Raw genomic sequence first — 26,773 nt, 5'->3', positions numbered from 1 at the left:
CGCCTCTTCGGCGGCGTCCATCCCGCACGCCCCGCGTGCTTTCCCAAGGAGTCACCACCATGTCCGTCTCGACCAAGAACACCCCCTCCTCCCGCCTGCCGCGCATCGGTGCCATCGGCATCGCCCTGGCCGGTGGCCTGCTGCTGGCCGGCCAGGCCGCCGCGATCCAACCGCTGGCGATCAGCGCGGTGGCCATGAGCGCCGCCGCCGAAGGCAAGTGCGGTGAAGGCAAGTGCGGGGCCAACAAGGCCACCACCGGCAAGCCCGCTGGCAAGGCCAAGGTGGCCGAGGGCCAGTGTGGCGAAGGCAAGTGCGGCGACGCCTCGTTTGCCCGCACCGACCGTGACCACGACGGCAAGGTCTCGCGCGCCGAGTTCAACGCTGTGGCCGCCAAGCGTGCCGCCGAGTTCGACCGCATCGACACCGACCACGATGGTTACATCAGCGAGCAGGAAGCACACGACTACCTGCGCAGCGTCTACACCGCCAACGGCAAGCCGATGCCGAAGGGCCTGTTCTCCCGCGTTGCCGATTGATCGACGTTCAACCGGCGCCGCCTCCAGGGCGGCGCCCTCTCTCTGGAGCATCCGCCATGTCCCTGCCCCTGCCCTCCAATGCCGCCGGTCTTGGCCTGCGCCGTGGCCTGATCGACGAACTGCTGGCAATGCCGGCCGGTGCCATCGACTTCCTCGAAGTCTCCCCCGACAACTGGATCGGCGTCGGCGGTGCACACGGCGCAGCGCTGCGCCAACTCAGCGAGCGCCACCCCTTGACCTGCCACGGCCTGTCGCTGTCGCTGGGCGGCCCTGATCCGCTGGACCGCACCCTGCTGGCACAGACCCGAGCCTTCCTCGACCTGCACCAGGTGCAGCTGTACAGCGAACACCTGAGCTACTGCGCCGCCGGTGGCCATGTCTATGACCTGCTGCCGCTGCCGTTCACCGCCGAGGCCGTACACCATGTCGCCGGTCGCATCGCCCAGGTGCAGGACATGCTCGGCCGACGCATCGCCGTGGAGAACATCTCCTACTACGCCGTTGCCGGCGCGGACATGAGCGAGATCGACTTCATCAACGCCGTGCTCGCCGAAGCCGACTGCGACCTGCTGCTGGACGTCAACAACGTCTTCGTCAACGCCTGCAACAACGGTTACGACGCCTTCGAATTCCTGGCCCTCGTGCCGTCCCACCGTGTCGCCTCGCTGCACGTAGCGGGCCACTTCGATGAAGACGATGGCTTCAAGATCGATACCCACGGTGCGCCGGTGAAAGGCGTGGTCTGGGCGCTGTTGCGCGAGGCCTATGCGCGGGTGGGCGTGCGCCCCACGCTGCTCGAACGCGACTTCAACTTTCCGCCGCTGCCAGAGCTGCTGGCCGAGGTTGCGCAGATCCGCCAGGCGCAGGTCGAGGCACGTTGGCCCGAGGTGGCCCATGGCTGAGTCGCTGGCTACCCTGCAACGGCGCTGGGCCGATCATGTGCGCGACCCTGCAATGGCCGCACCCGATGGCGTCGAGGCGCGCAGGCTGGCGGTGTACCGCCGCCTGTGCATCGACAGCCTGGACACCCTCCTGGCCGGCAGCCTGCCGCGACTGCAACACCAGTTGGGCACGCCGCGCTGGCGCGACACAGTGGAGCACTACTACGCCCGCCACGCCTGCCAGACCCCGTTGTTCCCACGGATCGCCGGCGAGTTCGCGACCTGGCTGGCGGTGCAGGACGCGCTGGTACTGCCGGGCTGGGCAGCAGAACTGGCGCACTACGAGAGCACGCTGCAGTCGCTGCACATTGAAGCGCGTTACGCCGGGAGGCCGCTGCACCGTGTTCCCGTGGACAGTGATGTGCTGGCGGTTTCGCCGTCGGTGCGGGTGCTTGGCTACCAGTGGCCGGTGCATGAGGACGAGGCGCTGGAACCGGTATCGAGCGCAGCGCCCACGCTGCTGGTGATCCAGCGCCTCGCCGATTTCAGCCTGCAGGCCGAGGAACTGTCACCGCTGGCCTACGCGCTGCTTTCGGTCTTCGGTGACGACGGCGCGCCGGTGGATGAGGCACTGCAGGCGCTGTCCGAAACACATGACGTGGCAACGGACGCATTGCGTGCGGCCTGCATTCCCGTGCTGCGCGAACTCTGCACGGCAGGCGTTCTGGTTGCGTCGACCGATCCCCGGGAATGCCGGCCAGCGGCCGGCACTACCCCCTCTCCATTCTTCGAGGCCTGACCATGACTGTATCCAAGACGTCCTTCCTGCACGGCTGGCGCCTGTTCGTAGCCATCGGCGTGGTCCTGATCGCGTTCGCACTGATCGCCTTCGCCCTGTATCCCGATGCAGCCGAAGGCAGCCGCGCGGCGATCCGGCTCACCGCCCGCACATCGTTCCTGCTGTTCCTGGCGGCATTCACAGCATCCTCCTTCGCCACCCTGCTGCCCGGCCCCTTCACTCATTTCCTGCTGCGCGAACGGCGCATCATCGGCCTGTCCTTCGCGTTCTCGCACCTGCTGCATGCAATCGCCATCACCAGTTTCGGCATCCTCAACCCGGCGTTCTGGCCAGCACGATCCGCGCTGGCCAACCTCCCGGGCACGGTGGGCTACATCGCCATCCTGGCACTGGCCATCACCTCGCACCGGGGGCTCGCCCGGCGCATGGGACCCACCGCGTGGCGTCGCCTGCACGTCGCCGGCATGTGGATCATCGCGGCGGTGTTCACCTACTCGTACTTCAAGCGCGTGCCGGGCAACTTCTGGTATGCGGTGCCGTCGGCGCTGCTGTTCACCGCCTTCGTGGTGCGCTGGATTGCCAAGCGGGCGCAGGCGCTGCGCCGAAGTGCGCATGCGCGGCCGCCGCTGCGGGCGGCCTGACGGGCCCGGGTCAGATCCCTTTGCCAAAGGCAAAGGGATCTGACCTCATCATGCCGTCCCTATCAGCCGTCGCGCGTGGCGCGATAAGCCGCGTAGGCATCAAGGATCTTCTGCAGCCGCGCGCGCTGTTTGATCCCCATGGGGACCCGTTGCACGCGCTTCAGCAGCGTCTTCCACATATATCCGGATCGGAAGAAATACGGCCGCACTTCGAGAAAGGTCAGCGCGACATCCAGCGTATCTGGATCGTGTTCGGCCAGCCGTTTCAACGCGTTGGCATAGCCTCCCGGAAACGCCAGCCGCTCGTAGTGCTGGTGGAACTCGGCACAGGCCGCAGCGTGCCGTTCCCGCTCCTCCGGCCCACGCCAGCGCGCACTGGCACTCTCGTGGATGGCCTGCTGCAGCCGGTTGATCTCGTCAGCATTGGCACGGATCAGGCGCTCCATCGGGGCGCGGGGATGGGCCATGGTTCCTTCCATGTGGTTTGTCGGGGGCCAGATCCCTTTCCCCCAGGGGAAAGGGATCTGACCCCGCCTAAGGTCACGGCGCGCGGCGCAATGTTACCAGGGTGATCTCCGACGGCACGCCGATGCGCGCCGGGAAACCGGCCCAGAGGCCCGCACCGTTGCCCACGTACAGCGTCATCCCATCCACGTCGTAGCGGCCGGACACAAAACCGCCATTGGCTCGCTTCACCAGCTGGTCCATGCCGATGATCTGCCCGCCGTGGGTATGCCCGGACAGCTGCAGCTTCACCCCACGCGCCGCCGCCTCGCGTGCATTGCGCGGGCGATGATCGAGCAGGATCACCGGCGCGGACGGATCGGCACCGGCCAGTGCAGCATCCAGATCCGGCAGCGGCAGGCCGTAGCGTGCGGCCACCGGATCGGTGACACCGGCGATGGTCAGCGCCGCATCGCCGCGCCGCACCTGCATGTGGCTGTTCTCCAGCACCTGCATGTGCAGCGCGCGGAACGCCTGCATCCACGCCTGGTACTGCGCGTAGTACTCGTGGTTGCCGGTGATGGCGACGACGCCGTCCGGCGCCCGCAGGTCCGCGAGTGGACGCGCGTCGTCACGGCGGGCCTCGACACTGCCGTCGATCAGGTCGCCGGTGATCACGATCAGGTCCGGCGTCAGTGCGTTGCTCTCATCCACCACCTTGCGCACCCAGTCGCCGGTGAGCAGGCGACTGGCGTGGATGTCGGTCAGCTGCAGCACGCGGTAGCCGTCGAACGCAGCGGGCAGCCCGGCGATGCTCACCTCGATCTGCCGGGGCTTGGGCACCGCCATGCCCTGGCTGACGCCATAGCCACTGACCAGCAGGGCCAGCATGCCGGCCGCCGGTCGCAGGCTCCGCGTGCGCAATGCGCCTACCGTACGTGGCCAGCGCAGCAGGCGGGAAGCAAGCAGGCCCACGTCCAGCGGCAGCATCAGCAACGCCAACAGCAACACCGCGGTGGAGCCGGTCGCCAGCGTGGCGATGGCCAGTTTCGGAATCTCGGGCGACGCCATCGTGCCCCAGAAGGTGGCGACGATGCGCAGCTGCACGCCCACGCCCACCAGCAGCAGCGACAGCACGACCTTCAGCCAGGTGGGCATGCGCAGTGGCCAGAACAGGCGCCAGGCCACATACAGGCCCATCAACAAACCGATCGTACTCAGCACTGCAACCATCCAGGAAAGAAAGCGGGCCCGCCATGGTGACGGCTGCGGGCAGCGTTGTGTAGAGCCGGGCCCATGCCCGGCTGCTCAGCAAGCCGTCGCGCAGGGCTCGGCCCTACAGATGGCCCAGGCGCTCCACCCGCAGGCGGGCGATACGGCGCTTCTCCATCGCCAGCACGGTGATGCGCACATCCGCAATTTCCACCGCGTCACCGATGTCGGGCAGGCGCCCCAGACGCTCCAGTACCAGACCGGAGATGGTCATGTAGTCGGCACTGCGCGGCAGCGATATGCCGGCCAGCCGCTGCAGGTCGTCCAGGGTCAGCGCACCGTCGGCCTCCCACTGCTCCTCACCCTGCGCGACCACGCCATAGCGCTCGTCCTGGGTATCGACCAGGTCGCCGGCAATCGCCGCCAGCAGGTCGTTGGCGGTCACCAGGCCTTCCACGCTGCCGTACTCGTCCACGGCCACCGCCAGCGGCACCGGATGCTGGCGGATCAGCTCCAGCGCCTGCAGCGCACTGGCACTGGACAGCACGTACTGCGGCTCACGCAGGTTGCCTTCCAGCTGTAGTGGCTTGCCCTGCAGCAGGTCGGCCAGCAGGTCGCGGCTCTGCACCACGCCACGCAGGCTGTCCAGGTCACCGTCGCCCACCAGCAGGCGGGTGTGCGGCGACGCCACCAGGCGGGCCACCACATCCTCCTGGCCCCGCGCCAGGTCGATCCACTGCACATCGGCACGCACGGTCATCACGCTCGACACCGGCCGATCGGCCAGGCCCAGCACGCTGCGGATCATTTCGTGCTCGGCCGGCTGCAGGCGTTCTTCGGCGTCCACCGGCTCGTCCACGCCTTCGTCGGCGTGGCCGTTGGCCGGGCGCGCGCCCAGCATGCGCAGCACGGCATCGGCGGTACGCTGGCGGAACGGCTGGCGGCGCTCGTTGCGCTCGCGATTGAAGCGCACCCACTGGTTGAACGCCTCGACCAGGATCGAGAAGGCGATCGCCGCGTACAGGTAGCCCTTCGGAATCTTGTAGCCCAGGCCCTCGGCCACCAGGCTGAAACCGATCATCAGCAGGAAGCCCAGGCACAGCACCACCACCGTGGGATGCTTGTTGACGAAGCGGGTCAACGGCTTGCTCGCCACCAGCATCAGCGCCATCGCGATGGTCACGGCGGCATACATCACGCCCAGGTTGTCGACCATGCCGACCGCGGTGATCACCGAGTCGAGCGAGAACACCGCGTCGAGCACCACGATCTGCGCCACCACCATCGCGAAGCTGGCATAGACCTTCTTGCCATCCTCGTGGTGCTCGCGGCCTTCCAGCCGTTCGTGCAGCTCCATGGTGCCCTTGAACAGCAGGAACAGGCCGCCGCCCAGCAGGATCAGGTCACGCCCGGAGAAGCTGTGGTCGAACAGCGTGAGCAGCGGCTCGGTCAGTTTCATGATCCAGGCCAGCGCGGCCAGCAGCACCAGCCGCATCAGCAGCGCCAGCGCCAGGCCGATCACCCGCGCGCGGTCACGCTGGTGCGGCGGCAGTTTGTCGGCAAGGATCGCGATGAACACCAGGTTGTCGATGCCGAGAACGATCTCCAGCACGACCAGGGTTGCAAGGCCCATCCATATCGAGGGGTCAGCCAACCATTCCATTTCAGGTCCGTTTCGTCAGTAGGTAAGGGAAAAGGGCAATCACTCAGTCGGCGTCCTGCGCCTGCGCCGGGTCATGCCCGAGCAGGTCGCCGGGCGTGCACTGCAACTCGCGGCAGATCGCATCCAGCGTGGAAAAACGGATGGCGCGCGCCTTGCCGGTCTTCAGGATCGACAGGTTGGCCAGGGTGATGTCGATGCGCCCGGCCAGCTCGGACAGGGTCATGCCCCGTTCCTGCAGCATGCGGTCCAGGGTGATGACGATCGCCATCAGTGCGTGCCCATCAGATCAGACCGTCCAGGTCATCGCGCATCGCCGCACCCACGGCGAACACGCGTGCCAGCACGAACAGCATCAGCACCGCCACCAGGCCGGTGATCGACATGCCGCCGCCCACCTCCATCCAGGTGAAGTCCGGGCCCATCCAGGCCGCGTAGGCGCCGATCAGGATCGACAGCAGTTCCATCGCCAGCATCAGCCATGCCATGCGTTGCAGGCGCTGCGCGTTGGCATGGGTGAACGGCCGCTCGCGCGCCGCCGACTTCAGCAGCCGCAGCAGATGGCGCAGGAACAGCAGGCACAGCACCAGCAGCGCGACGATCGCACCCAGGCCCAGGCAGAAGTGCAGGAACAGGTCGTTGCCGTGCGCGGCGGCAGCACCGGCGTCATGGACGCTGTCGAGCAGCCAGCGGCGGTCGTGGGCGACCAGCGGCACGGCCAGCAGTGCGGCCAGGATGCCCAGCCAGCACATCGCCCGGACGGCCTGTACGGCGGCCTGGGCCAGGGTGAACAGGCCTCGCGCGGGTCTGGCGCGGGCGGGACGAGCGGTCAAGCGGCCTCCGGCATTGGGGTGGCCTCGCCGCCCCGGGGTGGATTTATCGATAAACGATATACCACAACCTGCGTGAAAGGCTGAATCGCAAGCGTGCCCCTCCCCCGGTCAAGGCCCGGGCGCAGCCGGTTCCCGCATCGCTTCGCCCGGCGTCACCGAGGCCATCGCCTGCACGCCGGCCTCGGCCGCCTGCCGCGTGACCAGCCGGAAGCGCACCTGCAGCTTGGCCTGCCCCGGCGTGGCCCAGCCGTACTGGATCGCCACCTGGTCAGCCGACAACGGCCCACGTCCCGGCAGCGAGCGTGCCTGCAATGGCTTCGGTGCCGCCTGCACCAGCCGTGCGAAGCCCTTCTGCACCACCGCCGCATCGGCCTTCTCCGCATACACCGAGCAGGTGCCATCGTCGGCCCAGCTGACCGCATAGCGGCCGCTGGCCAGCGGCACCATCCAGGCCACGCCCGACTGCCCCTGCAGCAACGTTGCCGCCTCGGCAGGCTGCAGCGGTGACAGCCCGTTGGATTCCATCAACGACTGCAACCGCGCCGGCGCGCCGATGTGCTGCATGCAGGCGGTATCGAACAACTCGCTGAACGGGTCCTGCGCCTGTGCGCTGGCCTTGGGTGCACGCGCAGGCTGCGCCGCCGCCAGGGCAGGCAGCAGGGCGAGGATCAGCCAGGAGGCAGGGCGCATTGGAACTCCACGGTACGGAAAACAGCAGGGAGGATGGCAAAGCCCGGGCGCGGCGCGCAACGGTCATGGCTTGACAGCCGGCACAGGCGGGAGGACTATCAGTTAACGAATTAGTTAATTAGCTCTCCATGGACCGTATCTTCGAAGCGCTCGCCTCCACCGCCCGCCGGCAGATCCTGGCCTATCTCAGCGCCGGCGAGCTCAGCGCGGGGGAACTGGCCGAACGCTTTGATTTCAGCAAGCCGGCGCTGTCCAGCCACCTGCGCATCCTTGAGGAAGCCGGCCTGATCGAACGCGAGAAGCGCGGCCAGTTCGTGTACTTCCGGCAGGTGCCCGACCGCCTGGCCAACACGTTGTTCTCGTGGGCGGCCGAAGTCTGTCCGGTCGGTGGCCCGCTGAAGCGCGAAGCACGCGCCCGCCGCAAGTCCCCTGCCCGCTGAACCGTCCCGCCAAGGAGCATGACCATGCCTGGTTCGACCCGCGACCGCCGTTCGTTTCCAGGGGTACAGCTTCCAGCACTGGAAGGTGGCAGCCCGACCGAAGTCACCTTGATCGCGCAGCTCGGCATCGGCGCCGGTGATGCGTTGGTGACCGACGCCAGCCAGCGCCAGCGCCACCACCCGGCCTTCATCGATGCGCTGGACGAGCCTTCGGCGCGACTGGGCGGCATGCATCTGCAGCAGGGTGACGCCTCCTCGCTGTACAGCTTCACCGTCGGCGCCGGTGGCCACCCGTTCCATCGCCATGCCGGGCCGCGCATGTTCACCGCCATTGCCGGCAGCGCCGGTGCCGAGCTGCGCTTCGCCACCGCGTCCGACGCGCAGCTGGCGCGCGATCCCGTGGCCTTCGCACGCACGCTGCGGCGTATCCGCATTCCACCGGACTGCCTGTTCACGGTGCGCTTCGGCGGAGGCACCTGGCATCAGTTCGCATCGAACCATCGTGCACACCCGGCGCTGTTCGCGTTGTCCTGCCACAGCAATGAGCTGGCCGGGGCGATGGACGAGCAGGCTCGTGCGCAGGTGCAGCGCAATGCCGCCGATATCCCCAGCCTGACCGAGGTATTGCCGGAAGCGCACTGGCCCTCGGCCGCCACACTCGCGGCGGCGCCGCTGCTGCAGCTGTCACTGCAGGCAGCGCCCCCCAGCCTGTGCGCGCATCTGTGCGCGCGTACCCGCGCCCTGTTCGGTCCGCTGCGGCGGATCCCGCTGCGGCCGCTGCGTGGCTTCGTCGAACGTGCCACGCCGGCCTATCCCATCCATGCACGGGCTGCCGCCAGTGATGGCCTGCTGCCCACGGCACTACCGCACAGCCACTACCAGGACCAGACCACCCTGCGCCTGGACAGCGCGCAGGTCACCCATCACGCCGCGTCGGCGCTGCTGGCCGATGTGCTGGAAGGCTTCCTGCGCAATCCACCTGCCGGCGTGGGCCACCTGATGGCGCTGCGCAACCGCCTGGTGGCGCCGTTGCGGTTGCGTACGTCGCCACTCGGCTGCCCGGTATCGTCGCTGCTGTCGACCGACCGCAGCCGCTTGTTCGCCGGCCGCTACCCGGTGCTGGACGCGCACATCGATGACGGGGACACCCGCGCCGAAGTGCTGCTCGGCGCCGATGATCGCCACCTGCGCTTCCGCAGCAGCGTGCGCGTGCAACGCTGTGCCGATGGCCACATCGAGATCAGCCTCGGCACACGCGTGCAGACCCGCAATGCGTTCGGCCGCCTGTACATGGCGCTGATCGATGCCGCGCACCGGCACTACGTCGCGCCGGCACTGCTGCGCCGCGCGGTCGAACATGCGCTGGCGCCGGAACTGGCCGATCTCGATGACTGGGCGGAGTACTCCACGTACAGATGATGCCGGCCCGTGGCCGGCACCACCTGCCACATCAGCTCACAGGTGCTGCTTGAAGAAGGGAACGACCGCTGACAGGGCCTCGCGCACCGGCTCCGGCTTGTCATACAGGTCGTAATGCGACCAGCCTTCCACCACCTTCAACTGCTTGTGCTTCGACGCCGCACGGCCATGGATCTCCAGGCCATCGCGGTAGGCGCCAAAGCCACCCGGCTTGTCACCGATCACCACCAGCAACGGTTGGGTCAGCAGGACTTCGGCCAGGTGGAAGGCATCCCAGCCCACCGCTGCACCGCGATGCGAGAACAGCGCACTGACCACGCCGTTGGGCTGCGGCTCGCGCGTGCGGTAATAGTCCGTGGCCTCCAGCACATCGATATCCGTGATGCCGGCGGCGCGCCCCTGTTCCACCGAAGGCGGCAGGAACAGGTCCACACGGGCCTCGCCGCCGCGCATCTCGGCGGTGCGCTGGGCAGCGATGGCCTCCAGCGTGCCGATCGGATCGAAACCGCCAAAGCCCTCACGACTGAGCCGGCCGAAGTTGACACCGGTGATGCTGGTGACCGCCTTGATGCGGCGCTCGGTCATGGTGGCGTTGATCGCGTAGCCACCACCGCCACAGATGCCCAGTACGCCGATGCGTTCGGCATCCACGTACGGCAGGGTGACCAGATGGTCGACCACGCGGCGTACATCCTCCACGCGCTGGGTCGGGTCTTCGACCCGACGCGGCTCGCCACCGCTGGCGCCCTGGAAGCTGGCGTCATAGGCGATCACCACGTAGCCCTCGCGAGCCAGGGCCTCACCGTAGATGTTGCCGGCGGTCTGCTCCTTGCAGCTGCCGATCGGATGCATGCTGATGATCGCGGGATAGACCCGGTTGCGGTCGAAGTCCGGCGGGAAATGCAGGTCGGCGGCGATCGGCCAGGCCATGTCCGGATTCTGGATGTTGATGGTTTCCATGCTGCGGCTCCTCGATAGCGGCGGGAGGCGACGGGTGTCGCCGTTGCAAGCACGATAGACCCGGGATTGGGGCCGAAAAAGCGGCCAATCACAACCAAAGTAGTAAGCTGCAATTACCAAATAGCGACAACCTGTGCCGCCATCTTCTCCCGCCGTCCTGCCGACCGAGCCCCATGAGCGCCCCCAGCCCGATCAACCCGGCCCTGCTGCCCCAGCTGGCCTGGTTTGCCCACATCGCCCACCATCGCAGCTTCACCAAAGCGGCCGTTGAGATGGGGGTCTCGCGCCCGGCGTTGTCGCAGAGCCTGAAGACCCTGGAGAAACAGCTGGGGGTACGCCTGCTGCACCGGACCACCCGTGACATGTCGCTCACCGAGGAAGGCCAGCGCCTGTTCGACGCACTGCGGCCATCGCTGAGCACCATCGAAACCGCAGTACGCGACCTGCGCGCCAGCCATGACGCTCCGTCCGGCCTGCTGCGCATCAACACCGCGCGCCTGACTGCCAAGACGCTGATCGAACCGCATCTACCGGAGTTCTTCGCGCGCTACCCCGAGCTGCGCATCGAGCTGGTGATGGACGACGGCCTGTCCAGCATCGTTGCCGACGGCTGTGACGCCGGCATCCGCCTTGGCGAGCGGTTGGCCGAAGGCATGATCGCCGTGCCGGTCACGCCGATGCTGGAAATGGTGGTGGTCGCCTCGCCGGCCTACCTGGCCCGCCATGGCACGCCCACCACGCCCGCCGAACTGGCCGCCCACGAGTGCCTGGGCTACCGGCAGACCGGCAGCGGCGGGGTCTATGCCTGGGAATTCAGCACGCCGGGCCAGCCCGGTCATGACTTTGAAGTGGAACCGCGCGGACGCTATGTCACCAACGACGATGAGGGCATGATCCGCGCCGCGCTGCAGGGATTGGGCGTGATGCAGCATATCGATCTGTCACTGCAGCCGATGCTGGCCGATGGGCGCCTGGTCCGCCTGATGCCGGCGTGGTCGGCACCGTTCCCCGGCTTCTACCTGTACGTGCCTTCGCGCGAGCAGATGCCACCGCGCGTGCGCGCCCTGATGGAGTTCCTGATCGAGAAGCGCGAAGGCGTCGCCAAGGCGCTCGGCCGCACGGTACAGGCCCCGGCCACGGGCAGCTAGGCGTCAGCGCGGGTAGCGATACACCAGATCATCGGCATCACTGCGCACGGCGTGATCGTCCAGCACGCCGCCCAGCCGCTGTGCAACGGCCTGCGACGCCAGGTTGTCCGGTGCCATGTAGCTGACCAGGGTCGGCAGCTGCGCCACCACGAAGGCCCAGTCGCGCAGCGCGCCGGCAGCTTCGGTAGCGAAGCCCTTCCCTTCATGGCCGTCATACAGCAGCCAGCCCAGTTCCTTTTCCGGGAACAGCGGGCCGTGGTTGATCCCGACCTGGCCGATGCAGGCACCGGTATCGGCACGCTCGATCATCAATGCACCATGACCGAACAGATGCCAGCTGGCCAGGTCGTGGCAGAACTGGCCCCACGCCGCCACCTCACCGAACGGCCCCCCCATGCCACGCGCGCGCGGCGACGCCAGGAACGCGGCATAGACGTTGAAGTCGTCCAGCTGCTGCGGACGCAGCCGCAGTCGCGCGGTATGCAGGGTGGGAATCTCGAGCATGCCGGGCAGCAACTCAGTACACGGCCAGGTGACCGCAGCCACGACGCTGCGGCTGCCCTTCCATCGTCACCTGCACGCTGGCCAGGGTGTCCACACCTTCAGCATTGCGGCACGACTCGCGCTTGATCTCGACGATGGCCGGCTGCCTGCCAAGCTCGCCGTTGAGCACGATCAGCGAGCTGGGTGCGTCGGCCGGTTGGCCGAGATAGCGCAGCGTGCCCTTGTGGGTACGACCTTCGGCACTGAGGCTGGCATCGTGGTTGCCCTGTCCAGTGGACGTGATCTCGATGCGCCACCCGGCGCCACCACCCGTAAAGGCAGGCACCGGGCTCATGCCGGCAGCGATGGAGGGATGACGCGGTTCATCGGAAACGGTCTTCGGTGCGGGAGTCGCACAGCCGGCCAGCAGGCCAGTGAGCAGCACGGCGATGGCAATGGGTCGCACGGTCATGATGGGCTCCAGCAGCGGGCGGGCGTCCAGTCTAGGGGCCCCCACGTGCGCCGGTGATGAACGTCGCGCGTCAGCGCGCGATGCGGCCACCGCCGGCCACGCGCACGCGATCGCGGCCCTGCGCCTTGGCCTGGTACATGGCCGCATCCGCAGCACGCAACAGGGTGCGCCAGCCCAGCGCATCGGTGCCACCTGAGGCGACGCCGAAGCTGGCGGTGACCCGCAGCACCTTGCCACCGGCCAGTGCGATGTCCAGCTGCTGCAGCGCCACCCGCAGCGACTCGGCCAGCTGGCGGCCACCGGCAAGATCACCGTCGGCCAGCAACACGAGAAACTCCTCGCCACCATAGCGGGCAATGCTGTCGCTGCGGCGCAGGTGGCGCTGCAGCAGCTGCGCCACCTGCACCAGCACCTCGTCGCCGGCATCATGCCCGTGGCCATCGTTGATGGCCTTGAAGCGATCGACGTCCAGCAGGATCACCACCGCGCTGTTGCCGCCGTCGGCATGCCGCTGCTGCACCCGCTCTTCCAGCGCGCGCCGGTTCAACAGCCCGGTCAGTTCATCGGTGCCGGCCAGCTGGCGCAGCTCGCTGGTCAACGCCGAGCGCTCGCGCGACTTCTCGCGCAGCACTTCAATCGCATCGAACAGGCGCTGCATCTCGGCCAGCGGATGGGTCACGTGCTGTTCCGGTCCGGGCGCTTCCGAGGCGATCTGGATGACCTGCTTCTGCGCCTGCAGCAGCGGCCGCAGGATCTGAAGATGTGCGATGCGCAGCGCCACGCCCAGCACCACCAGCGTGCCCAGCACCGTCGCCACCAGCACCACCAGGCGCGTCGCTTCGCGGTTGCGGGTGTGCTCGAAACGGGCGATGGACACGCTCAGGTAGCCATCGCGCAGCGCTTCCAGCGACTGCAGGGTCGGCACGTAGCGCGTGGTGAACTCGGCGGCGGTCCACGGCGGCGGCACGCCGCGCCGGCCATCCTCGATCAACTGTTCGATCATCGGCAGCGATTCGCCGAAGAACTGCCGGCGTGCCATGTCCCAATGCCAGGACAGCGCCGGATCGCTGCGGAACACCGCTTCATGGCTGCCCGCCAGCCGCCACAGCTCCAGCAGGCGGCCTTCGGTCTGCAATGCAGCCCGCACCTGTTCGTCACGCCATGCCCCCGGTACCGCGACCGGCGCCATCACGTTCGAGGCCAGGCGGCCGCCATGCTCGCGCAGGTCGATCAGCACCTGGCCCTGCATCGCCGGAATCGCCGCTTCGCGGTCGGCGCTGACCAGCACGTTGATCTGTGCCGAGGTCAGCACGTGCAGGCGATCAACCACGGCGAACATGCTGCTGATCGCGCGCTCCACGTCCTCCACCCGGCGCGCATCGTGCGGCTGCGCCGCCACCCGGTCCACCGCAGCGCGCGCCGACTGCAGGCGACGTTGCGCGACGGCCAGCAGCGCATGCTCGTCGACCACGCCCGGATCGGCCTTGAACACGGTGTCCAGCTGCAGCAGGGCGGTGTCGACCCGCTTGCGCGCAACCGCCAGCTGTGCGGCCAACCGGGCCTGCTCGGCCGCATCGACCGGGTTGGCTCCCAGCAGGCTGTTGGCGGGGCCGCGCTCGGCCGACACCAGGTTGGCCAGGTCGAAGGTCTGCTGCAGCTGGCGCAGGCTGACCAGGTTGTCCTCGGCGGCAGTGAAGCGCAGCGTGCCCTGCACCAGCGCGATGGCCATCAACGGCAGCGTACAGACTACGAACAGCCCGGCCAGGATCCAGACCCAGGTCCGCAATCCGATGGGCGACGCCTTGCGGGCCATGCACATTTCCCCTGTAGTGCAGAACACTGTAGCGGCCGCCTACACAGGCGCCAAGCCGCTACCGGACCAACCGTTGCCGTGGGTATACCGCGCCCACCGCGAACGCGCCGACAAGGCCGCGCGGGCCGTCGAATCGGGGCAAATGCGTCATACCCTGCCGCGTCAGATCCAGCGCTGGTCGACCAGTTCGCGCTTCACGTAGGCATAGAACACCGGCGCGGCGACCAGGCCCGGCAGGCCGAAGGCTGCCTCCATCACCAGCATGGCCAGCAGCAGCTCCCAGGCACGCGCCTGGATCTCGCCACCGACGATGCGCGCGTTGAGGAAGTACTCCAGCTTGTGGATCACGATCAGGTACAGCAGCGCCGCCACCGCCACGTAGAACGAGACCGACAGCGCAACGATGGTGATGATCGTGTTGGAGATGATGTTGCCCACCACCGGCAGCAGGCCGGCAAGGAAGGTGATCAGCACCAGGGTCTTGGACAGCGGCAGGTGCACGCCGAACAGCGGCAGCACGCCCAGCAGGAAGATGGCAGTGAACACGGTGTTGAGCAGCGAGATCTTCACCTGCGCGAACACCACCTGGCGGAACGCGGTGGCCAGGCGGCTGGTGCGCCCGATCAGTTCCTGCGCCAGCGGCCCCATCTTCGGCAGCGGCAGTTCGTCATACAGCGCGATCATCGCACCCAGCACCATGCCGATCAGTACGCGCACACCCACCTGTACCACCGAGGTACCGGCCACGCCCAGCTGGCGCTGATGCTCGGCGGCCCAGTCGTTCAGCGCCGCGCGCAGCGCCGGCATGTCTTCGGGAATGTAGGGTTGCAGCAGCGCCGGCACCTGGTGCCGCGAGGTGTTGAGGATCTCCATCAGGCGCGCCAGCAATGCGTCCGGGCCGCCGGTCTCATTGCGGAAGAAGGAGGCCACGCCGATGCCGGCCAGTACCAGCCCGCTGATGATGATCGCCGACAGCAGGATCACCGCGATCGCCCGCGCACGTCCCGGCGGCAGCTTGCCTTCCACGGTGGAGGCCAGCACGTGGGTCAGCTGGAACACCAGCAGGCCGGACAACAGGGTCACCACCAGGCCCAGCTTCAGCGCCAGCCACATGCCCAGCAGCATCATCAGCCACGCCGCGATTCTTGGAATGGGGGGCTTGGGCTGGGCAACAAGAGCGTCTTGCATGGGAGCGCGTCCGGGCGGGGTGGCCCATGGTAGAGGATTGGCGTGCCGATTCCGCGTGCAGGATGAACGGGCGTTTCGGCCTCGTTCGGCGGCAGCCGTGCCGCCCTCACGCCCCCCTCACTCACCGTAGCTGGCCGTGTTCTTGCCCTGCCGCTTGGCGTGGTAGAGCGCGCGGTCGGCCAGTGCCAACCAGTCCTCGACACTGCCGCCACGCGGCGTGGCGGCAATGCCGATACTCACGCTGAACTCCACGCCCGGCGTGGCCTGCCGCGCGGCCTCGAGCAGATGCAGGCGTACCCGCTCGGCCACGTGCATCGCATCGACGGGCGCGCAGTCGCGCAGCAGCACCACGAACTCGTCGCCCCCCAGCCGCGCGGGTGTATCACCGGGCCGGGCAAAGGTGCGCAGTGTTGCCGCGATATGCCGCAGCACCTCGTCACCGGCGCGGTGGCCATGCGAGTCATTGATGTGCTTGAAGTCATCCACATCGAGCATCAGCAGGCAGGCAAACCCGCCCTGGCCCTGTGCGCGGTCCAACGCCTGCTGCGCACGCAGGATCAGGAAGCCACGGTTGGCCAGCTCGACCAGCGGGTCCATCCGGCTGAGCCGCTGCAGCTGACGGTTCTGCGATTTGACCCGGCGCGCCAGCTGCCAGCTGAGAATGCTGAGACCGATGCCGTAGACGAACAGGAACGGCACGCTGAGCACGATCGTGCGCTGCGAGGAAACGGGTTGGTAAGGGAAGCCGAGCGCCCACCAGGTGAGTGCGAAGCCCAGCAGCAGCGCCAGCGTGGCGCGCATCGCCAGGCGTACGCCCCCGGCAGCGATCTTGTCGGCCACCAGCAGCGCGGCGAACAGTGCGCTGGGCACCGCGCTCAACGCCATGAAGGCGATCCAGCCACCGCCGAAGAAGGAGTCGGCCACCATGCAGCGGAACTGGACGACCGCCGGTTGGCGGGAGCGCTGGGTCAGCAGCAATGCCAGTGCCGGCCACGCCAGCGCGTTGAGCAGCAGCAGGACCCACGCCAGCCCGCCATCCTGGCGTTCAAGCATGATCGAAGCGATGGGGATCGCCCCCAGTCCATTGCCGACGAAACGCATCCAGCCGATGCGACGTGCCGCGCCAATGCCTTCGACCGCGCCTTCCGCCGAATCGGTGAAGAATGGCATTGCCGCCCCCCTTGCGCGATCGCACCTGCTGCTACGGCCCTTGCCGGGCTGCCTGCGATGAGTCTGACAGCCTTGCGTCAATTCGGGATCAAGGTCGTGGCACGTCGCGCGGGCCAGCCACCATGCTCCCGCGGCCCCCCTCCCCCGCGCTCACCCCCGCCGGGGCGCAGCCGTCGAACCGCGCAGCATGAAGCTGAACTCCAGCGTCTGCTGCAGCGGCACGTCGACGTGTTCGATGATGGCGAGCAGCAGGTTGACCGCGCGCTCGCCAATCTCCCGCATCGGCTGCCGGATGGTCGTCAACGGCGGCGTGAGGTAACGGGAGGACGCCAGATCGTCGAAGCCGACGACGGACAGCTCGTCGGGTACGCGGATGCCCAGGTCCCGGCAAGCGGCCAGGGTACCCAGTGCCATCTGGTCGCTGAAGCAGAACACCGCGGTCGGCGCCGCCGTGCCATCGAGCAGCGCCATCGCCGCTGCATGGCCGGACTCCACGGAAAAGTCACCCGGCACGATGTTCAGCTGGCGCAGGCGGCCACGCGCCTTGCCGGCCGCCCGCACCCCTTCCAGCCGTTGCTGGTGCAGCGGATTGTCAGGCGGCCCGCCGACCACGGCGATCCGTTCGTGTCCCAGCCCGTACAGATGCTCCATCACCGCGCATGCGGCGGCCGCGTTGTCGATGTGGACGCTGGGAATGCCCAGTGCAGGGTCGAACTCGCACCCGTTGACCACCGGTGCGGCGGCGCCGCGCTGCTCGACAATCTCGCGTGCCGTGGGTGGCAGGCGATGGCCCAGTACGATCATGCCGTCGGCCTCGTTGCGCCGGAGCATCTGCGCGTAGCGCTCTTCGCGGTCGGGTTGATGCTGGGTATCGCCCAGCAGGACCGCATAGCCGACCGCCTGCGCGGCCTCCTCCGCGCCCTGCAGGATCTGCGCGAAGAACGGATTGGCGATGTCCGGGACGGTGACCAGGATCTTGCCGCTGCGCTGGGTCTTGAGCGTGCGCGCCACCGTGTTGGGCACGTAGCCGAGGGCGGCGGCGGCCTGCTCGATGCGGGCGCGGGTGGCCGGCAGGACCTTGTCCGGCCGCGAAAGCGCCCGCGACACCGTGCCTGCGGAGACGCCGACGTGCTTTGCGATGTCGTAGATGGTGGCCATGGCGTTAGTTCTCCTGTCCGCTGTGCAGTGCACAACAGGTCCTGCGTGAGCCCCTGCTAGGATAATGCAATCGATTGCATCGAGGGCGAATCACGTTGAAGACGCTCAAGGGTCCAGCGCTGTTCCTGGCGCAGCTCATCGGCGACACGGCTCCTTTTGATCGGCTGGACACGCTGGCCGGATGGGCCGCGGGTCTGGGCTATTCTGGCGTACAAGTCCCCACCTCCGCGCCCCACCTGTTCGATCTGGCCGAGGCCGCGCGCAGCCAGGCCTACTGCGACGACATCGCCGGCATGCTCGCCGGGCATGGGGTGCAGATCACCGAACTGTCGACCCATCTGCAGGGACAGCTGGTGGCCGTCCATCCCGCCTACGACAGCCTGTTCGACGGATTCGCACCCGCGGACAAGCGTGGCGATCCCGCCGCCCGTCAGGCCTGGGCAGTGGAGCAGCTTCTGTTGGCCGCCAAAGCCAGCCAACGCCTGGGGCTGACCGCCCACGCCACGTTCTCCGGCGCATTGGCGTGGCCCTACTTCTATCCCTGGCCGCAACGCCCACCGGGACTGGTGGAAGAAGCCTTCGCCGAACTTGGCCGCCGCTGGCGCCCGATCCTGGATGTGTTCGATGCCTGCGGCGTGGACCTGTGCTTCGAGATCCACCCGGGCGAGGACCTGCATGACGGTGCGACCTTCGAACGCTTCCTCGATGTGGTGGATCACCATCCCCGCGCGAAGATCCTGTACGACCCCAGCCACCTGCTGCTGCAGCAGATGGATTACCTCGGTTTCATCGACCGCTACCACGCGCGCATCGGCGTCTTCCACGTGAAGGATGCGGAGTACCACGCGAGCGCCAGCAGCGGCGTGTACGGCGGCTACCAGGACTGGATCGATCGTCCGGGGCGGTTCCGTTCACCCGGTGATGGCCAGATCGACTTCAAGGCGATCTTCTCCAAGTTCGCCCAGTACGACTTCCCCGGATGGGCGGTGCTGGAATGGGAGTGCTGCCTGAAGCACCCGGAGGATGGTGCACGCGAGGGGGCCGCCTTCATCCGTGACCACATCATCCGCGTGACCGAACGCGCCTTCGACGACTTTGCCGACAGCGGCACGGATGCCGGATCACTGCACCGCATGCTGGGAATCTGAGCCAAGACCGCCCCGGGAGGGCAAGCCATGACGCACGCCATGTCGCGCCTGGGCGCGATGATGTTTCTGCAGTTCTTCATCTGGGGGGCGTGGTTCGTCACCCTCGGAACCTACCTGGTGCAGGGCCCGCTGCAGGCCAGCGCGAGCCAGGTGGCAACGGCGTTCCTCAGCCAGTCCATCGGCGCCATCGTGGCGCCGTTCCTGGTCGGCCTGATCGCAGACCGCTACTTCGCGGCGCAGCGCATCCTTGCGGTGCTGCATCTGGCCGGCGCGGTGCTGATGTGGCTGGCATCCACGGCATCCAGCTTCAGCATGTTCTCCGCCTGCGTCATGGGCTACATGCTGCTGTTCATGCCGACGCTGGCCCTGGCCAACAGCGTAGCCATGCGCCACATGCAATCGCCCGAGAAGCAGTTCCCGCTGGTGCGGGTGGCGGGCAGCGTCGGCTGGATCGTCGCAGGCGTGCTGATCGGCTGGCTGGGCTGGGAACAGGCGCATCGGCTTGAGCTGACCTTCCGCATGGCCGCATTGGCATCGCTGGTGCTGGGCCTGTATGCGTTCACCCTGCCGCACACGCCGCCGCTGGCGCAGCAGCGCGATGCCGGGCTGGGACAGATCCTGGGGCTGGATTCACTGCGGCTGCTGAAGTCGCGCGCCTACCTGGTGTTCTTCCTGGCTTCCATCGCCATCTGCATCCCGCTGTCGTTCTACTACAACTTCACCAATCCGTATCTCAACGACCTCGGTGTGCACGGCGCCGCAGGCCTGCAGTCGCTGGGCCAGGTCTCCGAAGTGCTGCTGATGCTGGCCATGCCCTTCCTGTTCGTCCGGCTGGGAGTGAAGACCATGCTGGCGGTCGGCATGGCGGCCTGGGTCGTGCGCTACGCGCTGTTCGCCTTCGGCGATGCGGGCAGTGGCTTCTCCCTGCTTGTGATCGGCATCGTACTGCACGGCATCTGCTACGACTTCTTCTTCGTCACCGGCCAGATCTACACCGATGCCCACGCCGGCCCCGCCGCGCGCAGCAGCGCGCAGGGCTTCATCACCCTGGCCACCTACGGCGTGGGCATGTTGATCGGCACCTTCCTGTCCGGTGCCGTGGTGGAGCACTTCACCACCGAGGCCGGCCCCGACTGGCAGCAGATCTGGCTGTTCCCGGCCGGCGTTGCACTGGTGGTGCTGGTCGCCTTCCTGCTGCTGTTCCGCGACCGGCCGACGGTCGTGGCCACGCCTTCCACGCCCTGAGGACCTGCCCGATGCCCAAGCTTGGAATCGCCATCGTCGGCGCTGGCATGATCGGTACCGTGCATCGTCGCGCTGCATTGCTGGCCGGTGCCGATGTCCGTGGCGTAGCCGCCTCGACCGCGCAGCGCGCACGCGAGACAGCGCAGGCGTGGAATGTACCCCGCGCCTACCGGGACATCGAAGACGTGATCGCCGATCCGCAGGTGCAGGTCGTGCACATCTGCACGCCCAATCATCTGCACCGCGCGATGGCGCAGGCCGCGCTGGACGCCGGCAAGCATGTGATCTGCGAGAAGCCGCTGGCGACGACGCTGGACGATGCACAGGCGCTGGCGGCGTTGGCCGCCTCGACTGGATTGGTTGCCGCAGTCCCCTTCGTCTACCGCTACCACCCGGTGGTGCGTGAGGCGCGCGCACGCATCGCCCAGGGCGATCTCGGGCCGCTGCACCTGATCCATGGCAGCTACCTGCAGGACTGGCTGCTGGACCCGGCCAGCAACAACTGGCGCGTGGACCCGGCGCTGGGTGGCACGTCGCGCGTGTTCGCCGACATCGGTTCGCACTGGTGCGACCTGGTCGAATGGGTCAGTGGCGAGCGCTTCGCCGAAGTGAACGCGGCGTTCGCCACGGTGATCGCCGAACGCAGCGCCGTCACCGGCCAGAGCTTCAGCACGCCGGCGGCAAGCGGGGCAACGCAGGCGGTCGCGAGTGAGGACGTGGCGGCGGCGATGTTCAGGACCGGTGCCGGTACGCTGGCGTCGCTGACGGTCAGCCAGGTCTCGGCCGGACGCCGCAACCGCCTCTGGTTCGAGATCGATGGCGCCAACGCCAGCGTGGCGTTCAACCAGGAGGATGCCGAGCGGCTGTGGATTGGCCTGCCCGACCAGCGCGAGGAGATCTTCGTACGCGGTCCGGGCGCCGGCAGTGCCGAACAACGCCGGCTGTCGGTGCTGCCGGCCGGGCACGCGCAGGGCTACGGCCAATGCTTCGAGGCGTTCGTCGCCGACACCTATCGCGCCATCGACGGCGAGCGACCGCAGGGCCTGCCTACCTTCGAAGACGGCCTGCGCTCGGCGCGGATCGTCGATCGTGTCATTGCATCGGCCAGGTCACACGCCTGGACCACCATCGGTTGAATCCCGGGAGGACCTGTTGATGAAAGCCCTTGTCCATGGAACTGCAACCCTCGCCCTGTTGTTGCTGGCCGCCCTGCCCGCTTTCGCAGTCGACGCCGCCAGCACGCAGAAGCCGATCGCGGTGCAGATGTACACCTTGCGCGATGCCGGCTCGCTCGAGCAGCAGTTGAAGATCGTCCACGACGCAGGCGTGCATGCGGTGGAGACGGTCGGCACGCAGAACACCAGCGCGGCCGAACTCAAGCAGCTGCTGGACAGATATTCGATCAAGGCGATTTCATCGCATGTGCCGCTGGCCGAGCTGCGCAGCAACCTGGATGGCGTGGTGACCTTCAACCGGTCGATCGGCAACACGACGCTGGTGGTGCCATACCTGGACAAGAGGGATCGCCCGAGCGATGCCGCCGGCTGGACCGCCCTGGGCCAGGAACTGGGCCGGATTGCAAAGCAGGTGCGCGACAAGGGGATGCGCCTGGCCTACCACAACCACGATTTCGAACTGGCCAACTTCGACGGCAGGACCGGACTGGAGCTGCTGTTCGCCGCCGCCGGTCCAGACCTGCAGACCGAGCTGGACCTGGCCTGGGTCGCGCGTGCAGGCCTGGACCCGGCGGTGATGCTGGGAAAATTCCGCGGCCACGTATTCGCGGTACACGCCAAGGACAATGCGCCCAAGGGGCAGGCCGAAGACGAAGGCGGATTCGCTGCCGTGGGCCAGGGCGTACTCGACTGGAACGCGATCCTGCCGGCTGCGGCAGCCGCCGGCGTGCACTGGTACATCATCGAGCACGACCAGCCACGCGATCCGGCCAAGGTCATCCAGACCGGTGCGGACTATCTGCGTGAACACCTGACCACGAATGCGCCTGCCCGTGCGCAGCGCTGACGCATCAAGGAGCCCCACATGAAAATGATCCTGGCAATGGCGGTGGCCCTGGGCGGCATGAGCGTTGCGACAGCCGCCTGGTGCAAGGACGACCCGGCTGCCGGTGCAAAGCTCTACACCGCGAACTGCGTGGCCTGCCATGGCGCCGATCGTGCAGGCATGCCGGGCGCGTTCCCGGCGCTCACCGACATCGGCAAGCGCATGGCACCCGCGCAGATCAAGGAAAAGATCAGCAAGGGCGGCGGATTGATGCCGCCCTTCTCCCAGCTGTCACAGCAGGAGATCGATGACATCGCCAGCTACCTGGCGAAGTAAGCGGCCGGCGACCACGCCGGCCACGTGCCGCTACAGCTCGCGCACCCAAATGTTGCGGTAGCTGACCCTGGAGTCATGTTCCTGCAGATAGAGCGGCGCGCACCCATGCGGCGCGTACGACGGTGCGCCGATGTACTCGGTCTTGCCCGCCAGCACAGTGTCATCCTGCACCAGCACGCCGTTGTGCAGCACCGTGATGCGTGCGGGCGACTCAAGCCCACCGCCCGCCGAGAAGCGCGGCGCCTTCCAGAGGATGTCGTAGGCCTGCCACTGACCCGGCGCGCGCGAGGCGTTCACCAACGGCATGGCCTGCTTGTAGATCGAGCCCGCCTGGCCATTGGCATAGGTCGGGTTGTTGTAGCTGTCGAGCACCTGCAGCTCGTACAGTTCCTGCAGGAAGATGCCGCTGTTGCCCCGGTTCTGGCCGTCGAAGCCCTTCGTGTCGGTGGGTGTGCGCCACTCGACATGCAGCTGGACGTCGCAGAAGCGTTGCTTGGTGCGGATGCCCTTGCTGCCGGGCACGACGGTCATCGCGCCATCGGCAACCTTCCAGGGCACGCGTCCGCCCTGCTCCGACTCCCACGCGGAGACATCCTTGCCATCGAACAGCACGATCGCGTCGGAGGGGGCCTTGCCTTGCGGCGTAGCCACGGTTACAGGCACCGGCGCCCACACCTCGGTCTTCTTCGGATCGCGCGCGGCATCGGCACCGCTCTGCGCGAACACGGGTGAGGTGGTGGCCAGCACGGTGGCCGCGATCAGCAACCGCTTGATCATCGTGTTGCGCTCCATCAGCTGGTGCCCCAGGCAGGCGTGCCGGGAACATAGGCGAGCTCGCCGTCGTAACGTCCCGGCACGGCGACGTACTGCAGCACCCCGGTCGCGCCGACCTTCGAGGTGAAGAAGCCGAAGATGGCCAGCTGCTTGAGCATCGTGAAGTAGTGCGGCATCGCCTCGCCCTCTTCAGGCGTACCGGTCTCGGTGACCTCGGCCGTGTGTGATTTTGCTTTTGCTTCCGCATCCAGCGTGCGCAGCAATTCGGTTCGGGCTTCCGGCGTGAGCGACACGAAGCGGCCGCCGGCGCGTCTGTCGATGTCGGCCAGCCCTGCGCGAAACGTCGCCTGCTGCCGGGCGGTGTAGCAGTCGCTGACGAAGGTCGCCATGAACAGACCAGCGCCCGCGTCTTTCGCCCCTGGTGTCCGGGTCCGCGGCAGGATGGTCTCGGCGATCTCGTCCAGCGCGCCGACATCGGCGTCGGAGAACGGGATCTTCGTACCGCCAGTAGGCGCCTGCCCTTGGACAAGCGCAGGCAGACCAACCATGGCGGCACCGGTGGCGGCGACGATCATCTTCAACAGTTCGCGGCGATCCATCAGAGGTTCCCCGCTTTCAGTTCGCGTACGGCATGGTCGGCCGCGCGCGCGGTCAGCGCCATGTAGGTCAGTGACGGATTCACGCAGGCGCTGGAGGTCATGCAGGCACCGTCGGTCACATAGACGTTGGGGGCATCCCAGACCTGGTTGTGCGCGTTCAGTACCGAGCTCTTCCGGTCACGTCCCATCCGCGCGGTCCCCATCTCGTGGATGCCCTTGCCCGGGGCATAGTCGTGGTCGTGCATCTTCACGTCCTTGACGCCAGCCGCCTCCAGCATCTCGGCGGCGTCGGCGGCCATGTCCTTGCGCATGGCCAGTTCGTTGGCACGCATGGCAACGTCCATCGCCAGCACCGGCAGCCCCCATTTGTCCTTGCGCTCCCGGTCCAGGCGGATCGTATTGTCGTGGTGCGGCAGCATTTCACCGAACCCGGTCATGCCGATGCGCCAGTCACCCGGCACGGTCAGTGCCTCCTTCAGGTCGGCACCGATGTTCAGCTCGGCGATCTCGCGCGACCAGCCGGTGCGGCTGGCACCGCCCTGGTAGCCGAACCCGCGCAGATAGCCGCGCTTGTCAGCCGCGACGTTGCGGAAACGCGGAATGTAGAAACCGCAGGGACGGCGGCCGAAGTAGTACTTGTCTTCGTAGCCCTCGACCCGGCCCGAGGCGCCCGCACCGAAGTGATGGTCCATCACGTTGTGCCCGAGCTCGCCCGACGAGGAGCCCAGCCCGCCTTCCCACACCTCGGTGGCCGAGTTCATCAGCAGCCAGGTCGAGTTGAACGACGATGCGTTGAGGAAGATGACCTTGGCGGTGTACTGGTAGGTCTGCCCGGTCTCCGCGTCGATCACCTCCACCCCGCGCGCACGCTTGCGGTCCTTGTCGTAGAGCACTTCCTTGACGATCGAGAACGGCCGCAGGGTCAGGTTGCCGGTCTTCATCGCCGCCGGCAATGTCGCCGCCTGGGTCGAGAAATAGGCACCGAAGGGGCAACCCAGGATGCATTTGTTGCGGTACTGGCAGTTGACGCGCCCCTGCTCGGGCATCGGCTTGGTGATGTTGGCGGTGCGCGAGTGGATCATATGGCGCGTCCCACCGAAGGCCTTCTTGATCCGCGCGGCCACATCCTTCTCGACGATGTTCAAGGGAATCGGCGGAAGGAACTCGCCGTCAGGCAGCACGTCCAGTCCTTCGCGCGTGCCGGCGATGCCGGCGAACCTTTCCACATGGTCGTACCACGGCGCGATGTCGGCGTAGCGGATCGGCCAGTCGGTGGCGATGCCGTCCTTGAGGTTGGCCTCGAAGTCCAGGTCGGAGAAGCGATAGCTCTGCCGCCCCCACAGCAACGAGCGGCCGCCGACGTGGTAGCCACGGAACCAGTCGAAGCGCTTGGTCTCGATGTAGGGCGAGTCCTGTTCGTTGGCCCACATTCCTTCCAGGTTCTCGGCCAGGCCATAGTCGCGCATCAGCACCGGGAAGTCGGCTTTCATCGCCTGCGTTGGCCGGTTGCGATGCGGGAAGTCCCACGCCTCCTTCATCGCGTTGACGTAGTCCTTGACGTGCTCGATGTTGCGTCCGCGTTCCAGCATCAGGACCTTCAGGCCCTTCTCGGTCAGCTCCTTCGCTGCCCAACCGCCACTGATTCCCGAGCCAACAACAATGGCGTCGTAGTGATTATCTGCCATGGGTTTCTCACCTGGGTGGATATCGTTTCAGACGTCGCAGAGGCGGATCGCCTCGCGCAATGAGGCAACGGGATCGGGCGCTGCAGGCATGAATTCCTGCGCCAGATACCCCTTGAAACCGGTGTCGCGGATCGCGCGACAGATGGCCGGATAGTGGAGCTCCTGCTGGTCTCCAATCTCGTTCCTGCCCGGCACGCCCGCGGTGTGGTAATGCTTGAAGCAGGCGTGATACTTGCCGATGGTGGCGATGATGTCGCCCTCCATGATCTGCATGTGGTAGATGTCGTAGAGCAGGCCGAAGTTGTCCGAGCCGAGCCGCTGGCACAGCTCCACACCCCATGCGGAGTGGTCGCACAGGTAGTCGCGATGATCGACCCTGGAGTTCAACAGCTCCATCACCAGCACCACACCGCGCTTTTCGGCATGCCCGAGGATGCGCTTGAGGCCGGCCTCGGCATTGGCCAGACCTTCCTTCGGGTCCATGCCGTTGCGATTGCCGGAGAAGCAGATGAGGTTGCGGTAACCGGCATCGGCGACCAGGTCGATGTGCCGCGTGTAGCGCTCCACCAGCTGGTCGTGGAATTCGCGGCCGGCAAAGCCCTTGGTCAGGCCCAGCTCCGCGCCATTGCACATCGAGCTGTAGACGCCATTGGCCTTCAGCGTCGGCCAGTCTTCCGGGCCGACCAGATCGATGGCGGCAAAACCGATGTCCTTCACCGTCGCGCAGAGCTGGGCGACCGACAGCTGCGGGAAGGTCCAGCGGGCCACGGAGTGCTTCAGGTTGCCCTTGAGTTGCGCCGTGGCGGCGAATGCGGGGAGCACGCCTGCCGCCCCCAGGCCAATGCCGCCAGCAACCGCAAGGCGCAACGCATCGCGCCGCGTGAGCCCTATCGCCGGGGCCGGTCTGATCGAATGGATGGACATCCACCTGCCGGCCTCCCAACCGGTATCAAACGCAACGATTCACAGCAATGCAATCGATTGCACCATAGGGGAGGAAATTGCCTGTTTGCAAGTTGCGGTGCACGAAAACTGATG

General features: G+C 67.2%; 29 protein-coding genes. 12 read left to right on the top strand and 17 right to left on the bottom strand.

Features of this window, described 5'->3' with window-relative positions; all coding sequences use genetic code 11:
- Nucleotides 1-59: 59 nt before the first annotated feature.
- Genes EGM71_RS05495 through EGM71_RS05480 form a run of 4 tightly spaced genes read left to right on the top strand, consistent with a single transcriptional unit; the run spans nucleotide 60 to nucleotide 2,857 of the window.
- Nucleotides 60-536: an HvfA family oxazolone/thioamide-modified RiPP metallophore gene (locus EGM71_RS05495; protein WP_069139051.1), complete on the top strand. Its 477-nt coding sequence runs from the start codon at nucleotides 60-62 to the stop codon at nucleotides 534-536.
- A 56-nt stretch (nucleotides 537-592) separates the two neighbouring features.
- Nucleotides 593-1,438: an HvfB family MNIO-type RiPP peptide maturase gene (locus tag EGM71_RS05490; RefSeq protein WP_188488297.1), complete on the top strand. Its 846-nt coding sequence runs from the start codon at nucleotides 593-595 to the stop codon at nucleotides 1,436-1,438.
- Nucleotides 1,431-2,216 (top strand): HvfC family RiPP maturation protein, encoded by a 786-nt coding sequence (locus tag EGM71_RS05485; protein WP_188488295.1) that lies wholly within the window; start codon nucleotides 1,431-1,433, stop codon nucleotides 2,214-2,216. The genes EGM71_RS05490 and EGM71_RS05485 overlap by 8 nt, the downstream gene beginning before the upstream one ends.
- Nucleotides 2,217-2,218: 2 nt before the next feature.
- A complete protein-coding gene (locus tag EGM71_RS05480; protein WP_188488292.1) occupies nucleotides 2,219-2,857 on the top strand; it encodes a ferric reductase-like transmembrane domain-containing protein in 639 nt (212 codons plus the stop codon).
- 62 nt (nucleotides 2,858-2,919) lie between these two features.
- Here EGM71_RS05480 and EGM71_RS05475 read toward each other — a convergent pair whose 3' ends face one another.
- The 6 genes from EGM71_RS05475 to EGM71_RS05450 all read right to left on the bottom strand — a co-directional run bounded on the left by EGM71_RS05475 (nucleotide 2,920) and on the right by EGM71_RS05450 (nucleotide 7,696).
- Nucleotides 2,920-3,324 carry a hypothetical protein gene (locus tag EGM71_RS05475; RefSeq protein WP_101765093.1) on the bottom strand — a complete coding sequence of 135 codons (405 nt, stop codon included), beginning with the start codon at nucleotides 3,322-3,324 and terminating at the stop codon, nucleotides 2,920-2,922.
- Nucleotides 3,325-3,397: 73 nt separating this feature from the next.
- The gene (locus tag EGM71_RS05470; RefSeq protein WP_188488290.1) at nucleotides 3,398-4,534 is read right to left on the bottom strand and encodes a metallophosphoesterase; all 1,137 of its coding nucleotides are present in this window, start codon (nucleotides 4,532-4,534) and stop codon (nucleotides 3,398-3,400) included.
- 103 nt (nucleotides 4,535-4,637) lie between these two features.
- A complete protein-coding gene (locus EGM71_RS05465; protein WP_188488288.1) occupies nucleotides 4,638-6,176 on the bottom strand; it encodes a TerC family protein in 1,539 nt (512 codons plus the stop codon).
- Nucleotides 6,177-6,219: 43 nt separating this feature from the next.
- The gene (locus tag EGM71_RS05460) at nucleotides 6,220-6,444 is read right to left on the bottom strand and encodes a helix-turn-helix domain-containing protein (RefSeq protein ID WP_005408494.1); all 225 of its coding nucleotides are present in this window, start codon (nucleotides 6,442-6,444) and stop codon (nucleotides 6,220-6,222) included.
- Nucleotides 6,445-6,457: 13 nt separating this feature from the next.
- Nucleotides 6,458-6,925, bottom strand: a complete 468-nt coding sequence (locus EGM71_RS05455; RefSeq protein WP_188489754.1) for a DUF2975 domain-containing protein — start codon at nucleotides 6,923-6,925, stop codon at nucleotides 6,458-6,460.
- A 189-nt stretch (nucleotides 6,926-7,114) separates the two neighbouring features.
- On the bottom strand, nucleotides 7,115-7,696 hold the full coding sequence (locus tag EGM71_RS05450) for an NMCC_0638 family (lipo)protein (RefSeq protein ID WP_188488286.1): 582 nt from the start codon (nucleotides 7,694-7,696) through the stop codon (nucleotides 7,115-7,117).
- A 128-nt stretch (nucleotides 7,697-7,824) separates the two neighbouring features.
- On the opposite strand from EGM71_RS05450, the gene EGM71_RS05445 reads away from it, so the two are divergent.
- Together EGM71_RS05445 and EGM71_RS05440 are read left to right on the top strand one after the other, a co-directional pair.
- On the top strand, nucleotides 7,825-8,136 hold the full coding sequence (locus EGM71_RS05445; protein ID WP_004147836.1) for a metalloregulator ArsR/SmtB family transcription factor: 312 nt from the start codon (nucleotides 7,825-7,827) through the stop codon (nucleotides 8,134-8,136).
- 24 nt (nucleotides 8,137-8,160) lie between these two features.
- Nucleotides 8,161-9,555, top strand: coding sequence for a DUF2867 domain-containing protein (locus EGM71_RS05440; RefSeq protein WP_188488284.1), 1,395 nt, complete (start codon nucleotides 8,161-8,163; stop codon nucleotides 9,553-9,555).
- Between the two features lie 36 nt (nucleotides 9,556-9,591).
- On the opposite strand, the gene EGM71_RS05435 is transcribed toward EGM71_RS05440, so the two are convergent.
- Nucleotides 9,592-10,515 carry an alpha/beta hydrolase gene (locus EGM71_RS05435; RefSeq protein WP_032127632.1) on the bottom strand — a complete coding sequence of 308 codons (924 nt, stop codon included), beginning with the start codon at nucleotides 10,513-10,515 and terminating at the stop codon, nucleotides 9,592-9,594.
- 173 nt (nucleotides 10,516-10,688) lie between these two features.
- Here EGM71_RS05435 and EGM71_RS05430 point away from each other — a divergent pair, with 173 nt between their 5' ends.
- Nucleotides 10,689-11,663: a LysR family transcriptional regulator gene (locus tag EGM71_RS05430; protein WP_049443813.1), complete on the top strand. Its 975-nt coding sequence runs from the start codon at nucleotides 10,689-10,691 to the stop codon at nucleotides 11,661-11,663.
- A 3-nt stretch (nucleotides 11,664-11,666) separates the two neighbouring features.
- Here the strand turns inward: EGM71_RS05430 and EGM71_RS05425 are convergent, their stop codons facing one another.
- From EGM71_RS05425 to EGM71_RS05400, 6 genes are all read right to left on the bottom strand, one after another.
- A complete protein-coding gene (locus tag EGM71_RS05425; RefSeq protein WP_188488282.1) occupies nucleotides 11,667-12,167 on the bottom strand; it encodes a GNAT family N-acetyltransferase in 501 nt (166 codons plus the stop codon).
- 13 nt (nucleotides 12,168-12,180) lie between these two features.
- Nucleotides 12,181-12,618, bottom strand: a complete 438-nt coding sequence (locus EGM71_RS05420) for a hypothetical protein (RefSeq protein ID WP_188488280.1) — start codon at nucleotides 12,616-12,618, stop codon at nucleotides 12,181-12,183.
- Between the two features lie 70 nt (nucleotides 12,619-12,688).
- Entirely contained in the window at nucleotides 12,689-14,431 is a 1,743-nt protein-coding gene (locus EGM71_RS05415; protein ID WP_188488278.1) for a GGDEF domain-containing protein, read from the bottom strand.
- A gap of 162 nt (nucleotides 14,432-14,593) precedes the next feature.
- Nucleotides 14,594-15,619, bottom strand: coding sequence for an AI-2E family transporter (locus EGM71_RS05410; RefSeq protein ID WP_188488276.1), 1,026 nt, complete (start codon nucleotides 15,617-15,619; stop codon nucleotides 14,594-14,596).
- Nucleotides 15,620-15,736: 117 nt separating this feature from the next.
- Nucleotides 15,737-16,789, bottom strand: coding sequence for a sensor domain-containing diguanylate cyclase (locus tag EGM71_RS05405; RefSeq protein WP_188488274.1), 1,053 nt, complete (start codon nucleotides 16,787-16,789; stop codon nucleotides 15,737-15,739).
- 150 nt (nucleotides 16,790-16,939) lie between these two features.
- A complete protein-coding gene (locus EGM71_RS05400) occupies nucleotides 16,940-17,947 on the bottom strand; it encodes a LacI family DNA-binding transcriptional regulator (protein ID WP_188488272.1) in 1,008 nt (335 codons plus the stop codon).
- A gap of 95 nt (nucleotides 17,948-18,042) precedes the next feature.
- Between EGM71_RS05400 and EGM71_RS05395 the strand changes: the two genes are divergently transcribed.
- The 5 genes from EGM71_RS05395 to EGM71_RS05375 are packed head-to-tail and all read left to right on the top strand — an operon-like array spanning nucleotide 18,043 to nucleotide 22,677.
- Nucleotides 18,043-19,095 (top strand): sugar phosphate isomerase/epimerase family protein, encoded by a 1,053-nt coding sequence (locus EGM71_RS05395; RefSeq protein WP_188488270.1) that lies wholly within the window; start codon nucleotides 18,043-18,045, stop codon nucleotides 19,093-19,095.
- 27 nt (nucleotides 19,096-19,122) lie between these two features.
- Entirely contained in the window at nucleotides 19,123-20,340 is a 1,218-nt protein-coding gene (locus EGM71_RS05390; protein WP_188488269.1) for a nucleoside permease, read from the top strand.
- Between the two features lie 11 nt (nucleotides 20,341-20,351).
- The gene (locus EGM71_RS05385) at nucleotides 20,352-21,476 is read left to right on the top strand and encodes a Gfo/Idh/MocA family protein (protein WP_188488267.1); all 1,125 of its coding nucleotides are present in this window, start codon (nucleotides 20,352-20,354) and stop codon (nucleotides 21,474-21,476) included.
- Nucleotides 21,477-21,495: 19 nt separating this feature from the next.
- Nucleotides 21,496-22,362 carry a sugar phosphate isomerase/epimerase family protein gene (locus tag EGM71_RS05380; RefSeq protein WP_188488265.1) on the top strand — a complete coding sequence of 289 codons (867 nt, stop codon included), beginning with the start codon at nucleotides 21,496-21,498 and terminating at the stop codon, nucleotides 22,360-22,362.
- 18 nt (nucleotides 22,363-22,380) lie between these two features.
- Nucleotides 22,381-22,677 carry a c-type cytochrome gene (locus EGM71_RS05375; protein ID WP_049398853.1) on the top strand — a complete coding sequence of 99 codons (297 nt, stop codon included), beginning with the start codon at nucleotides 22,381-22,383 and terminating at the stop codon, nucleotides 22,675-22,677.
- A gap of 30 nt (nucleotides 22,678-22,707) precedes the next feature.
- On the opposite strand, the gene EGM71_RS05370 is transcribed toward EGM71_RS05375, so the two are convergent.
- The 4 genes from EGM71_RS05370 to EGM71_RS05355 are packed head-to-tail and all read right to left on the bottom strand — an operon-like array spanning nucleotide 22,708 to nucleotide 26,659.
- Entirely contained in the window at nucleotides 22,708-23,454 is a 747-nt protein-coding gene (locus tag EGM71_RS05370; RefSeq protein WP_223224539.1) for a 3-keto-disaccharide hydrolase, read from the bottom strand.
- A 14-nt stretch (nucleotides 23,455-23,468) separates the two neighbouring features.
- Nucleotides 23,469-24,050: a gluconate 2-dehydrogenase subunit 3 family protein gene (locus EGM71_RS05365; RefSeq protein ID WP_188488261.1), complete on the bottom strand. Its 582-nt coding sequence runs from the start codon at nucleotides 24,048-24,050 to the stop codon at nucleotides 23,469-23,471.
- A complete protein-coding gene (locus EGM71_RS05360) occupies nucleotides 24,050-25,735 on the bottom strand; it encodes a GMC oxidoreductase (RefSeq protein WP_188488259.1) in 1,686 nt (561 codons plus the stop codon). Before EGM71_RS05360 ends, EGM71_RS05365 begins: the two co-directional genes overlap by 1 nt.
- Before the next feature lie 27 nt (nucleotides 25,736-25,762).
- On the bottom strand, nucleotides 25,763-26,659 hold the full coding sequence (locus tag EGM71_RS05355) for a hydroxypyruvate isomerase family protein (protein ID WP_188488257.1): 897 nt from the start codon (nucleotides 26,657-26,659) through the stop codon (nucleotides 25,763-25,765).
- Between the last annotated feature and the right edge of the window lie 114 nt (nucleotides 26,660-26,773).

The organism is Stenotrophomonas maltophilia (assembly GCF_006970445.1).
In the GTDB taxonomy this organism is placed as follows: domain Bacteria; phylum Pseudomonadota; class Gammaproteobacteria; order Xanthomonadales; family Xanthomonadaceae; genus Stenotrophomonas; species Stenotrophomonas maltophilia_AU.
This window is presented reverse-complemented; position numbering and strand designations above follow the sequence as displayed.

Coding starts and splice junctions, on each gene's coding strand:
- EGM71_RS05465 (WP_188488288.1), bottom strand. CDS start 6,176: ATGGAATGGTTGGCTGACCCCTCGATATGGATGGGCCTTGCAACCCTG.
- EGM71_RS05385 (WP_188488267.1), top strand. CDS start 20,352: ATGCCCAAGCTTGGAATCGCCATCGTCGGCGCTGGCATGATCGGTACC.
- EGM71_RS05375 (WP_049398853.1), top strand. CDS start 22,381: ATGAAAATGATCCTGGCAATGGCGGTGGCCCTGGGCGGCATGAGCGTT.
- EGM71_RS05480 (WP_188488292.1), top strand. CDS start 2,219: ATGACTGTATCCAAGACGTCCTTCCTGCACGGCTGGCGCCTGTTCGTA.
- EGM71_RS05410 (WP_188488276.1), bottom strand. CDS start 15,619: ATGCAAGACGCTCTTGTTGCCCAGCCCAAGCCCCCCATTCCAAGAATC.
- EGM71_RS05405 (WP_188488274.1), bottom strand. CDS start 16,789: ATGCCATTCTTCACCGATTCGGCGGAAGGCGCGGTCGAAGGCATTGGC.
- EGM71_RS05415 (WP_188488278.1), bottom strand. CDS start 14,431: ATGGCCCGCAAGGCGTCGCCCATCGGATTGCGGACCTGGGTCTGGATC.
- EGM71_RS05495 (WP_069139051.1), top strand. CDS start 60: ATGTCCGTCTCGACCAAGAACACCCCCTCCTCCCGCCTGCCGCGCATC.
- EGM71_RS05390 (WP_188488269.1), top strand. CDS start 19,123: ATGACGCACGCCATGTCGCGCCTGGGCGCGATGATGTTTCTGCAGTTC.
- EGM71_RS05365 (WP_188488261.1), bottom strand. CDS start 24,050: ATGGATCGCCGCGAACTGTTGAAGATGATCGTCGCCGCCACCGGTGCC.
- EGM71_RS05360 (WP_188488259.1), bottom strand. CDS start 25,735: ATGGCAGATAATCACTACGACGCCATTGTTGTTGGCTCGGGAATCAGT.
- EGM71_RS05380 (WP_188488265.1), top strand. CDS start 21,496: ATGAAAGCCCTTGTCCATGGAACTGCAACCCTCGCCCTGTTGTTGCTG.
- EGM71_RS05455 (WP_188489754.1), bottom strand. CDS start 6,925: ATGTGCTGGCTGGGCATCCTGGCCGCACTGCTGGCCGTGCCGCTGGTC.
- EGM71_RS05485 (WP_188488295.1), top strand. CDS start 1,431: ATGGCTGAGTCGCTGGCTACCCTGCAACGGCGCTGGGCCGATCATGTG.
- EGM71_RS05435 (WP_032127632.1), bottom strand. CDS start 10,515: ATGGAAACCATCAACATCCAGAATCCGGACATGGCCTGGCCGATCGCC.
- EGM71_RS05440 (WP_188488284.1), top strand. CDS start 8,161: ATGCCTGGTTCGACCCGCGACCGCCGTTCGTTTCCAGGGGTACAGCTT.
- EGM71_RS05490 (WP_188488297.1), top strand. CDS start 593: ATGTCCCTGCCCCTGCCCTCCAATGCCGCCGGTCTTGGCCTGCGCCGT.
- EGM71_RS05475 (WP_101765093.1), bottom strand. CDS start 3,324: ATGGCCCATCCCCGCGCCCCGATGGAGCGCCTGATCCGTGCCAATGCT.
- EGM71_RS05445 (WP_004147836.1), top strand. CDS start 7,825: ATGGACCGTATCTTCGAAGCGCTCGCCTCCACCGCCCGCCGGCAGATC.
- EGM71_RS05370 (WP_223224539.1), bottom strand. CDS start 23,454: ATGATCAAGCGGTTGCTGATCGCGGCCACCGTGCTGGCCACCACCTCA.
- EGM71_RS05470 (WP_188488290.1), bottom strand. CDS start 4,534: ATGGTTGCAGTGCTGAGTACGATCGGTTTGTTGATGGGCCTGTATGTG.
- EGM71_RS05450 (WP_188488286.1), bottom strand. CDS start 7,696: ATGCGCCCTGCCTCCTGGCTGATCCTCGCCCTGCTGCCTGCCCTGGCG.
- EGM71_RS05460 (WP_005408494.1), bottom strand. CDS start 6,444: ATGGCGATCGTCATCACCCTGGACCGCATGCTGCAGGAACGGGGCATG.
- EGM71_RS05355 (WP_188488257.1), bottom strand. CDS start 26,659: ATGTCCATCCATTCGATCAGACCGGCCCCGGCGATAGGGCTCACGCGG.
- EGM71_RS05430 (WP_049443813.1), top strand. CDS start 10,689: ATGAGCGCCCCCAGCCCGATCAACCCGGCCCTGCTGCCCCAGCTGGCC.
- EGM71_RS05425 (WP_188488282.1), bottom strand. CDS start 12,167: ATGCTCGAGATTCCCACCCTGCATACCGCGCGACTGCGGCTGCGTCCG.
- EGM71_RS05400 (WP_188488272.1), bottom strand. CDS start 17,947: ATGGCCACCATCTACGACATCGCAAAGCACGTCGGCGTCTCCGCAGGC.
- EGM71_RS05420 (WP_188488280.1), bottom strand. CDS start 12,618: ATGACCGTGCGACCCATTGCCATCGCCGTGCTGCTCACTGGCCTGCTG.